Origin of the sequence: Actinosynnema sp. NPDC059797 (genome assembly GCF_042732085.1) — a bacterium.
Taxonomy (GTDB): Bacteria; Actinomycetota; Actinomycetes; order Mycobacteriales; family Pseudonocardiaceae; genus Actinosynnema.
The window spans coordinates 1-9242 of the sequence record NZ_JBHWIE010000282.1 but is presented as its reverse complement, the minus strand read 5'-3'; the positions used below and the strand labels follow the sequence as shown (position 1 = coordinate 9242).

10 protein-coding genes and 2 pseudogenes are annotated in these 9242 nt (G+C 72.8%); 3 read left to right on the top strand and 9 right to left on the bottom strand.

All coding sequences use genetic code 11. From position 1 onward, the window contains the following. The 7 genes and pseudogenes from ACFV4N_RS34415 to ACFV4N_RS34385 form a co-directional block, all read right to left on the bottom strand. Positions 1-216: pseudogene (locus ACFV4N_RS34415) on the bottom strand (hypothetical protein); the annotation flags it as partial. Positions 217-367: 151 nt separating this feature from the next. After that, positions 368-1096, bottom strand: coding sequence for a pyruvate formate-lyase-activating protein (gene pflA, locus ACFV4N_RS34410; RefSeq protein ID WP_499676838.1), 729 nt, complete (start codon positions 1094-1096; stop codon positions 368-370). Then, positions 1096-3342, bottom strand: a complete 2247-nt coding sequence (gene pflB, locus ACFV4N_RS34405; RefSeq protein ID WP_499676837.1) for a formate C-acetyltransferase — start codon at positions 3340-3342, stop codon at positions 1096-1098. The genes pflA and pflB overlap by 1 nt, the downstream gene beginning before the upstream one ends. Then, positions 3339-4376 (bottom strand): zinc-dependent alcohol dehydrogenase family protein, encoded by a 1038-nt coding sequence (locus tag ACFV4N_RS34400; protein ID WP_499676836.1) that lies wholly within the window; start codon positions 4374-4376, stop codon positions 3339-3341. The genes pflB and ACFV4N_RS34400 overlap by 4 nt, the downstream gene beginning before the upstream one ends. A gap of 196 nt (positions 4377-4572) precedes the next feature. Then, a complete protein-coding gene (locus ACFV4N_RS34395; RefSeq protein ID WP_499676835.1) occupies positions 4573-5277 on the bottom strand; it encodes a hypothetical protein in 705 nt (234 codons plus the stop codon). A gap of 128 nt (positions 5278-5405) precedes the next feature. Next, on the bottom strand, positions 5406-5669 hold the full coding sequence (locus tag ACFV4N_RS34390) for a DUF4342 domain-containing protein (protein ID WP_499676839.1): 264 nt from the start codon (positions 5667-5669) through the stop codon (positions 5406-5408). A gap of 19 nt (positions 5670-5688) precedes the next feature. Then, positions 5689-5934: a dsRBD fold-containing protein gene (locus ACFV4N_RS34385; protein WP_499676834.1), complete on the bottom strand. Its 246-nt coding sequence runs from the start codon at positions 5932-5934 to the stop codon at positions 5689-5691. A 287-nt stretch (positions 5935-6221) separates the two neighbouring features. On the opposite strand from ACFV4N_RS34385, the gene ACFV4N_RS34380 reads away from it, so the two are divergent. Next, a complete protein-coding gene (locus tag ACFV4N_RS34380; RefSeq protein ID WP_499676833.1) occupies positions 6222-6773 on the top strand; it encodes a DUF6069 family protein in 552 nt (183 codons plus the stop codon). Positions 6774-7064: 291 nt separating this feature from the next. On the opposite strand, the pseudogene ACFV4N_RS34375 reads toward ACFV4N_RS34380, so the two are convergent. Both ACFV4N_RS34375 and ACFV4N_RS34370 read right to left on the bottom strand, forming a co-directional pair. After that, positions 7065-7280 (bottom strand): annotated as a pseudogene (locus tag ACFV4N_RS34375) (FAD-dependent monooxygenase); the annotation flags it as partial. Between the two features lie 34 nt (positions 7281-7314). Next, on the bottom strand, positions 7315-8193 hold the full coding sequence (locus tag ACFV4N_RS34370) for an SDR family oxidoreductase (protein WP_499676832.1): 879 nt from the start codon (positions 8191-8193) through the stop codon (positions 7315-7317). A gap of 113 nt (positions 8194-8306) precedes the next feature. Between ACFV4N_RS34370 and ACFV4N_RS34365 the strand changes: the two genes are divergently transcribed. Both ACFV4N_RS34365 and ACFV4N_RS34360 read left to right on the top strand, forming a co-directional pair. Next, positions 8307-8879, top strand: a complete 573-nt coding sequence (locus ACFV4N_RS34365) for a TetR/AcrR family transcriptional regulator (RefSeq protein ID WP_499676831.1) — start codon at positions 8307-8309, stop codon at positions 8877-8879. Positions 8880-8922: 43 nt separating this feature from the next. Further along, the gene (locus tag ACFV4N_RS34360) at positions 8923-9117 is read left to right on the top strand and encodes a hypothetical protein (RefSeq protein ID WP_499676830.1); all 195 of its coding nucleotides are present in this window, start codon (positions 8923-8925) and stop codon (positions 9115-9117) included. Positions 9118-9242 lie beyond the last annotated feature (125 nt).

The window sequence follows — 9242 nt, the reverse complement described above, 5'->3', positions numbered from 1 at the left end:
GCCCAGGAAGCCCCTGGTCGGCGAACCACCGTCGACCCAGGCGTTGGCGGCCTTCGTGGCATAGCCGAACCCGAAGGCCTTGTCCAAGAAAGCCCAGAGGAACACCAAACCGGTCGCAACCCGCAACACCGCCAACGCGAGCACACCGGCACGGGTCCGGGTCTCGGTCGCGGCCACCGCTCCGGTCGTGCCTCTGGCGTGAGCGATCGCTGTCATGGCTCGTCGTCTCCTCTCGCTGTCTCCCCCTACCTCAAGAGTCGTCCCGCACGCGGTACGGCGACACGGGCGGAGGTCCTCGGCCGACGGGGACCTCCGACTCGCCGCTCGGGGTCGCCCGCGCACCTCCCGCCTTGGCCCTGTCGCCCGGTCATGCGCGCAGGCCGTGCGACCGGAACCGCCCGCGCACCCGCTCGACCAGTGCCGCGTCGGGGGTCGGTGTGTCGGCGAGCCGGAACGGCAGGCCGATGGCCTCGTACTTGGGCGCGCCCATCTTGTGGAAGGGCAGCACGTCCACCCGCTCCACCGCCGGGCCGAGGGTCGCGGTGAAGGCGGCGACGCCCTCGACGTTGGCGGGGTCGTCGGTCAGGCCGGGCACGAGCACGAACCGGATCCACATGGGCTTGCCCAGGTCGGACAGGCGGCGGGCGAACCGCAGCGTCGGCTCGACCTCCCCTCCGGTGACGTGGCGGTAGGTGGCCGGGTCCCAGGACTTGATGTCCAGCAGCACCAGGTCCGTGTCGGCCAGCAGCGCGTCGGACGCCCGGTCGCCGAGGAAACCCGAGGTGTCCAGGGCGGTGTGCAGGCCCATGCCCTTGCCGGCGTGCAGCAGTTCGGCGGTGAACTCCGGCTGGAGCAGCGGTTCGCCGCCGCTGATCGTCACGCCGCCGCCGGCGACCTGGATGAACCGCCGGTACTTCGCGATCTCGGCCACGACCTCGTCGACGGTGACGCGCCGCCCGTACCGGGCGAACCGCGTCTCCGGGTTGTGGCAGTACAGGCAGCGCAGCGGGCACCCGGCGGTGAACACGACGAACCGGGTGCCGGGGCCGTCCACCGCCGTGGCGAGGTCCCAGGAGTGGACGGCCCCGGTGGTCATCACAGCCCTCCGTGGAAGGTGCGATTCACCACGTCGCGCTGCTGCTCGGGCGTCAGGCGCACGAAGTTGACCGCGTAGCCGGACACCCGGATGGTCAGCTGCGGGTACTTCTCGGGGTGCTCCATCGCGTCGAGCAGGACCTCGCGGTTGAGCACGTTGGCGTTGAGGTGGAAGCCGCCCGCGTCGGTGTAGGCGTCGAGCACGCCCACGAGGTTGGTCACCCGTTCCCGGGCGGTCTTCCCGAGGCCGTTCGGGGTGATGCTCGCGGTCAGGGAGATGCCGTCCAGCGCCTCGTCGTAGGGGATCTTGGCGACCGACAGCGCCGCGGCGACCAGGCCGTGCCGGTCACGGCCGTTCATCGGGTTGGCGCCCGGTGCGAACGGCTCGCCCGCGCGGCGACCGTCGGGGGTGTTGCCGGTGTGGCGGCCGTAGACCACGTTCGACGTGATCGTGAGGACCGACTGGGTGTGCACGGCGTCGCGGTAGGCGGGGTAGCGGCGCACCAGCGCCATGAAGTCCTCCACCAGCCCCACGGCGAGGGAGTCGGCGCGGTCGTCGTTGTTGCCGTAGCGGGGGAAGTCGCCCTCCACCGCGAAGTCGACGGCCAGACCGGTGTCGTCGCGGATGACGCGCACCTTCGCGTGCTTGATCGCCGACAGGCTGTCGGCCACCACGGACAGGCCCGCGATGCCGCAGCCGAGCAGCCGCTGCGCCGGGTGGTCGTGCAACGCCATCTCGATGCGCTCGTAGGCGTACTTGTCGTGCATGTAGTGGATGATGTTCAACGCGTCGACGTAGGTGCGGGCCAGCCAGTCCAGGGTGCGGTCGAACGCCGCGCGCACCGCCGGGTAGGCCAGGTACTCGCCCGTCAGCGGCGCGGTCGCGGGGGCGACCTGTTCGCCGGTCGTTTCGTCACGGCCGCCGTTGATCGCGTACAGCAGCGCCTTGGCCAGGTTCACCCGCGCGCCGAAGAACTGCATCTGCTCGCCGACCCGCATGGCCGAGACGCAGCAGGCGATGGCGGTGTCGTCGCCGAAGCGCGGTCGGATCAACTCGTCGTTCTCGTACTGGATGGAGCTGGTGTCCACCGAGACCTTCGCGCAGAACCGCTTGAACCCCTCCGGCAGGGCCGGCGACCACAGCACGGTCAGGTTCGGCTCCGGTGCGGGACCGAGGTTGTAGAGGGTCTGCAGGAACCGGAAGCTGGTCTTCGTGACCAGGGGACGGCCGTCCTCGCCGACGCCGCCGATGCTCTCGGTGACCCAGGTCGGGTCGCCGGAGAACAGCTCGTCGTAGGCGGGGGTGCGCAGGAACCGCACGATCCGCAGCTTGATCACCAGGTCATCGACCAGCTCCTGCGCCCGCGACTCGGTCAGCCGCCCGGCCTCCAGGTCGCGCTGGAGGTAGACGTCCAGGAACGTGGAGGTGCGGCCCAGCGACATGGCCGCGCCGTTCTGCTCCTTCACCGCCGCCAGGTAGGCGTAGTACAGCCACTGCACCGCCTCGCGGGCGGTGCGCGCCGGTCCGGAGATGTCGTCGCCGTAAGAGGCGGCCATCTCCTTCAACTCGCCCAGGGCCCGGATCTGCTCGGCCAGCTCCTCGCGGTCGCGGATCACCTCCTCGGTCGACGGGACGGTGTCGATCGCGGCGCGTTCGGCGCGCTTGGCCTCGATGAGCCGGTCCACGCCGTACAGCGCGACCCGGCGGTAGTCGCCGATGATGCGCCCGCGCCCGTAGGAGTCGGGCAGGCCGGTGATGACCCCGGCGCGGCGCGCCTTCTTGATCTGCTCGGTGTAGGCGTCGAACACGCCGTCGTTGTGGGTCTTGCGGTACTTGGTGAACACCTCGCGGACGGCCGGGTCCAGCTCGTAGCCGTACGCCCGCAACCCGGCTTCGACCATGCGCAGGCCGCCGTTGGGCATGATCGCCCGCTTGAGCGGCGCATCGGTCTGCAACCCCACGATGAACTCGTGGTCCCGGTCGAGGTACCCGGGGCCGTGCGAGGTGATGGTGGACGGGGTGTGCACGTCCACGTCCAGCACCCCGCGCCGCCGCTCCTCGGCGAACGACCCGGACAGGCCCCGCCACAGCCCGGCCGTGCGCTCGGTCGGCCCGGCCAGGAACCCGGCGTCGCCGGTGTAGGGGGTGTAGTTGTCCTGGACGAACCCGCGCACGTCGATCCCGATCCGCCAGCCCCCGCCGCGGAACCCCGCCCACGCGTCCAGCCGTTCCTCCACCGCGGTCATCGCGTCAGCACCACCTTCAGCGCGCCGGTCTCGGCTGCCCGCGCGAACACGTCGTAAGCGGTTTCCATCTCGTCCAGGGCGAAGTGGTGGGTGGCGAACCGGGCCGCGTCCAGGTGCCCGGTCGCGAGCATCCGCAGCAGCGTCGGCGTCGACACGGTGTCCACCAGGCCCGTGGTGATCGTCGCGTTGCGGATCCACAGCCGCTCCAGGTGCAGGGTTGCCGGCGCGCCGTGCACGCCGACGTTCGCCACCCGGCCACCGGGCCGGATCAGCCGCGCGCACAGCTCGAAGGTCTCCGGCACGCCGACCGCCTCGATCGCCACGTCCACGCCCCGGCCGCCGGTCAGCTCGAACACCACGCGCTCGACGTCCTCGGTCGGGGTGACGGTCACGTCCGCGCCGAACTGCTTCGCCGCCGCCAGGCGGGTCGGGTCCAGGTCGACGGCCACGACGAGACCCGGGCTGAACAGCCGGGCGGTCTCGACCGCGGCCAACCCGATCGGGCCCGCGCCGACGACGACCACCGCCTGACCGGGCCGGACCGCGCCGTTGAGCACGCCCACCTCGTAGGCGGTGGGCAGGATGTCCGACAACATCACCGCCGCGTCGTCCGCGACGTCGTCCGGGAGCAGGTGCGTCGAGGTGTCGGCGAACGGGACCCTCAGGCGCTCCGCGTGCGTGCCGTCCACCGTGTGGCCGAGGATCCAGCCACCGCCGCCCAGGCACTGGCCGTAGACACCGGTCCGGCAGTACTCGCAGCGCCCGCACGCGCTGATGCACGACACCAGCACCCGGTCGCCGGGCTTGACGCCCGTGACCGCCGCTCCGACCTGCTCGACCACGCCGACCGCCTCGTGGCCCAGCACCCGGCCGGGCTCGACCTCGGGCACGTCGCCCTTGAGGATGTGCAGGTCGGTGCCGCAGATGGTGGCCGCGGTGACCCGCACGACCGCGTCGGTCGGGGCGGCCGGCTCGGGGTCCGGCACGTCCTCCCAGGCCCGTTGGCCGGGCCCGTGGAAAACCATCGCCTTCATGGCGTCCTCCTCGAAGTGCGCTCCACCTCCGACCCTCCTCGGCCCGGGAGCCGGGGGACAGGGCAGCCGGTCCCGGGTGGGGAAGGCGAAGGTCCCGGTCGGGTCCGGGCTGTTCGCCGCTGCCCGGTCAGCAGGACGCGGTGCACCGTGGGAGGCGAGAAGGAAGGTGGTTCGCCATGGCCCGGGCACTCGTGGTCTACGAATCCATGTTCGGCAACACCAAGACCATCGCCGAGGCGGTCAGGGAAGCCCTGGCCGCCGACGTCGTCGAGGTCTCCGACGCACCCGACGTCCTGCCCGACGACGTCGGCCTGCTGGTCGTCGGTGCGCCCACGCACGCCTTCGGCCTCAGCCGCCCCACCACCCGCCGGTCAGCCGCCGACCAGGCCACCGGTGACCTGGTGTCCACCGGCCGCGGCGTCCGGGAGTGGCTGGACACCCTCGCACCGCTCGGGCACCACGTCACCGCGCACGCCTTCGACACCAGGGTCGAGGTCGGGTGGCTGCCCGGCTCCGCGGCCAAGGCCATCGCCAAGCGCCTGCGCGGACCTGAACGTCTGATCGTCGTCCACGGGATCTGCGCGTCCTCGAAGTTGAACGGCCACACCGCCGACACCGACGCCGGCGCGGCCAGCGTCGCCGTCGTGGTCAGCACTTCGCCGAGCAGGACCAGGCGTCGTCGGGGGAACAGCGCGCAGAGCGTGTTGACGACGACGCCGAGTGCCAGGCCGGTGTCGACCCACACCACGACTTCGACGGCGTCATCCGTGAGGAACGGGACCGCGCGCCACCCCGGGGACCCGTTGATCAGGGTCAACAAGACCGCGTCGACCACCGCGCCGACCAGGTGGCCGACACGTGGTCCCGCGGTGGTGGGCGGTCGGGTCGATGTGCTCGTCATCGTCCATCCACCGGATCGGTTGGCGTTGTCACATCCGTCGTCAGTTGCCGAAGAGGTCACGGGCAGGGACGAAGGACCGCGGTGGGGCGAGGCCGGAGTCCCGCCCCACCACGCCTCTCGTCGCCCCGTCAGGTCTGAGGCGGCTCGTGGCGCTCGACGTCGATCGACCACTCGCTCGCCAGGGCCGCGATCGCCGCGACGGCGGTCACGACGGGGGCGACGACCGCCACGACGACGCCTGCCGTCACGGGGATCTCCACCACGGTGCGGCCTTCGTCGTCCTTGATGAGCAGACGCCGAACGTTGCCCTCGTGGAGCAGTTCCCTGACCTTCTCGACGAGCGCTTCCCCGCGCAGGCGCGCGGTCTTCGGGGCTTCCAGCTGCTCGGTCATGTCGGACCTCCGTTCCCGGTCACCTGGGAGGGTGTGCCGGCCGGCGGGTGACGTCCTCGACGTCGGCCGGCGCAGCGTCGAGGAGTTGGTGCGCGAGGTCGGACAGCGCCCTCGCGGTGGCGAGCTCGTCGCCGGTTCCGGGAGATGTCGGTGCCGGCGTTCGTGGTGGACGCGGCCCAGGCCGGTCGTGGTGGTGCCGGGCGCGGTGTCGTGGCGGTCCCCTCCTCCTCTGCCTCCGGCGTTCCCGGGAGCGGGGCGGTGGCACAGGGACCTTCGGCTCGCTCCGGTCGGGATTCGATCGCGGTGCGCCACGCGGCAGGGCCCACGTCCCCGGGGACCACCGTCGAGGACGGCACCGCTCCGTCCGGCGGTGGAGCCGCCGTCACCTGTCCGGTCGGGACCTCCGACCCTGGATGAGCGCTGTGGTGGAGGCCGAAGCTGTAGGCGCTCGTGCGGGAGCCCGCCGCCACGTGCAGGCGGGGCGACGGCGCGAGGGCACACCCGCCCGCGTCGATGTGCCGCGGATGCCACGTCTGCACCGAGGAGGACGTCATGACCGGTCGCTCGGACGACTACCGCACCCGTCACCCGGTCCAGGACAAGGGCTTCGTCGTCACGTGGCCCCCGGAGGACGACCGTTCGGGGACCGCGGTCTTCCCGGACGGGAGGTCGCCTTCGACGGAAGGGTTCCACGCGGGGTGGCTGTGGGCCGGGGGAGCGGCGACCGCGCTGGTCGCGGGGCTGCTGGCGATCGTCGGCATCCTGGCCGCCCGCGGCCTGCTCGACGCCGCCGTGCTCGCGCCGAAGGGCGAGGGTACGTGGGGCAACGCCAACACCCTGACCTACACCCTGGCTGCGGCGCTCTGCGCTTTCGCGGCCACGGGACTGATGCAGCTGCTGCTGACCACCACCCCGCGGGCGACCCGGTTCTTCACGTGGATCATGTTGCTGCTGACCGCCATCGCCGTGGTGCTGCCGCTGAGCCTCGACGTCGGCGCCGAGAGCCGCGTCTTCACCGCCCTGCTCAACGCGGTGATCGGAATGATGATCACCGCGTTGTTGTGCGGTGTCGCGGGCAGCGCCCGCCGACAGCGGATCGCGTGAGCCGGTGTCACCCGATCGACCTCGTCCTCGCCCGCCGTCATCGCCGCGATCCGCCGCGCGTTCGCGGACTCGGCCGGCAGCTCGCCGAACACCTCCCGCAGCGCGGTGACCTCGCTGCCCGGCGCGAGCAGCGCCAACTGCGCCTGGGAGGGCACCACCACCCGCTCGCCCGCCGACCGCCGCTCCTCCTGGTAGGTGTCCAGCAGCCCGGCGGGCGCCCACCCCCGGACCTCGGCGGCCGGCTTCCACCCGAGGTTGGGGGAACGCGTCCACCGGCCGGGGTGGGGCGGCGTCCTCGCTCAGCCCCTCGTACAGGCCGCGGTGGTCCGTCAACCGCACGACCTGGCCGACCAGCCCGCCCGCCTGCGGCACCGGCACGCGCCGGGGCGACCGCTCGACCACGACCGGCCGGACCCCGGCCAGGCACAGCTCACCGGCCGGCACCGAGCCGACCGGACCCGCGCCGACGATCACCACGTCGGCCGTCCCCACCGCCGAGGCGGTCATGCGCACCACTCCGGGTGGTCGGAGGTCTCGTGCATCACGCGAAGTAGTGACCGGCGTCCAGGTCCTCGATCAGCCCCGGCCCGATCGGCTGCCAGCCGAGCAGGTCGCGGGTCAGCGCGCCGGAGGCGGGCTGGTCGACCCCGAGGAGCCCGCCGAGGAAGCCGAACCCCTCGGCCGGGACGGCGGCCACGGGCAGCCCCAGGTGGCGGCCGATGACCTCGGCGACCTCCCGGATCGGCACGCCCTCGTCGCCGACGGCGTGCAGCACCGACCCGGCCGGGGCCTGCTCCAGCGCCAGGCGGAACAGGCGCGCGGCGTCCCCCACGTGCACGGCGGGCCAGCGGTGGGAGCCGTCGCCGACGTAGCCGGAGACGCCCCGGTCGCGAGCGGTGTCGACCAGCACCCTGACGAACCCCCGGTCGCCGGTGCCGTGCACGGACCGGGGCAGCCGCACCACCGAGGAGCGGACACCGCGCGCGGCCAGGCCGACCGCCGCCCGCGCGTTCACGTCGCGCAGCACCGCGAACCCCTCGCCCTCGGCCCGGTCGCGCTCGGTCGCCACCCCGCCGGGCACGACCGGCGTCCCGGACGTGACGACCAGCGGCTTGCCGGAGCCCTCCAGGGCCGCGCCGAGCGCCTCGACGACCCGCCCCTCCTCCCGCGCCGACTCCTCGAAGCGGCTGAAGTCGTGGCCGAAGGCGAGGTGGACCGCCCCGTCCGCGCCCGCCGCCGCGTCGCGCAGCAGGTCCAGGTCCGCCAGGTCGCCGCGCAGCACCTCGGCGCCCAGCGCGGCGGCGGCCGCGGCCGAGCGGTCCGACCTGGCCAGGCCGACGACGTGGTGGCCGGCCCCGATCAACTCGGGGACGAGCGCCGAGCCGATCCAACCCGCCGCGCCGGTGACGAGAACACGCATGAGAAGCCTCCTGGGAACGCCCCTGTCCGACTTGGTGCCGGACGAGTGATGGGACTTGGTCTCATCACCGTAGCAGAGTGATGGGACCAAGTCCCGTCGCCTATCCTGTGGGCATGGCCCGATGGGAACCCGACGCGCGGGACCGGCTGCTGCGCGCCGCGCTCGACCTGTTCGCCGAACAGGGCTACGACGACACCACCGTCATCGGGATCGCCCAACGGGCAGGGCTGACCAAGAGCACCTTCTTCAGGCACTTCCGCGACAAGCGGGAAGTGCTCTTCGGCGGCCAGGACCTCCTCAACGGACTCCTCACCGAGGGCATCGCGAACGCCCCCGGCGCCGCGTCACCGCTCGACGCCGTGGAAGCCGCCCTGGACGCCGTCGCCACGGTCTTCACCCCCGACCGGCGCGACTACGCGCCCGCCCTCCTCGCCGTCGTCGCGGCCAACAGCGAACTGCGCGAGCGCGACGCGCTCAAGCGCACCGGCTTCGCCGACGCCATGACCGCGGCGCTGCGCCGCCGCGGCGTCCCCGACCGGCCCGCGAGCGTCGCCGCCTGGCTCGGCGTCCTCGCGTTCGGCGAGGCATACTCGCGCTGGGCCGACCCCGCCAACCACGAGGGGTTCGGCGAACTCGCCCGGCAGGCGCTCCACGAGCTGCGGACGACCATCGCCGAACTCCGCTGAACCCGATCCCACCGGCCCGCGGAAGAGGGCACCGCGGCCGCTGGTGAGCCCGAACGGCTTCGCGCCGGCCGCCACGCTCGAAGGCGAACTGCCGGACGGGACGCCGGTCCGCATCCCGCGCTGCCTGCTGGTCGAGGTCGAGGACGGCCTGATCGTCCGCATCAACGAATTCGGCGACCGCGGCCAGCGCGAACCTTACGACCGAGTCCCGAGAGCTGCCGGGGAACATCGGACCTGATCCGCGGACCACGGAGCCGTTTGATCGTGGCGCCGCAGGTCACGGCGCAGGTTGAACGGCCGGGCGCGTGGGTTGAGCGGCGGCCCTCTCACCCCCCGGTGTCCGGTGCACCGCTGGTGTACCGG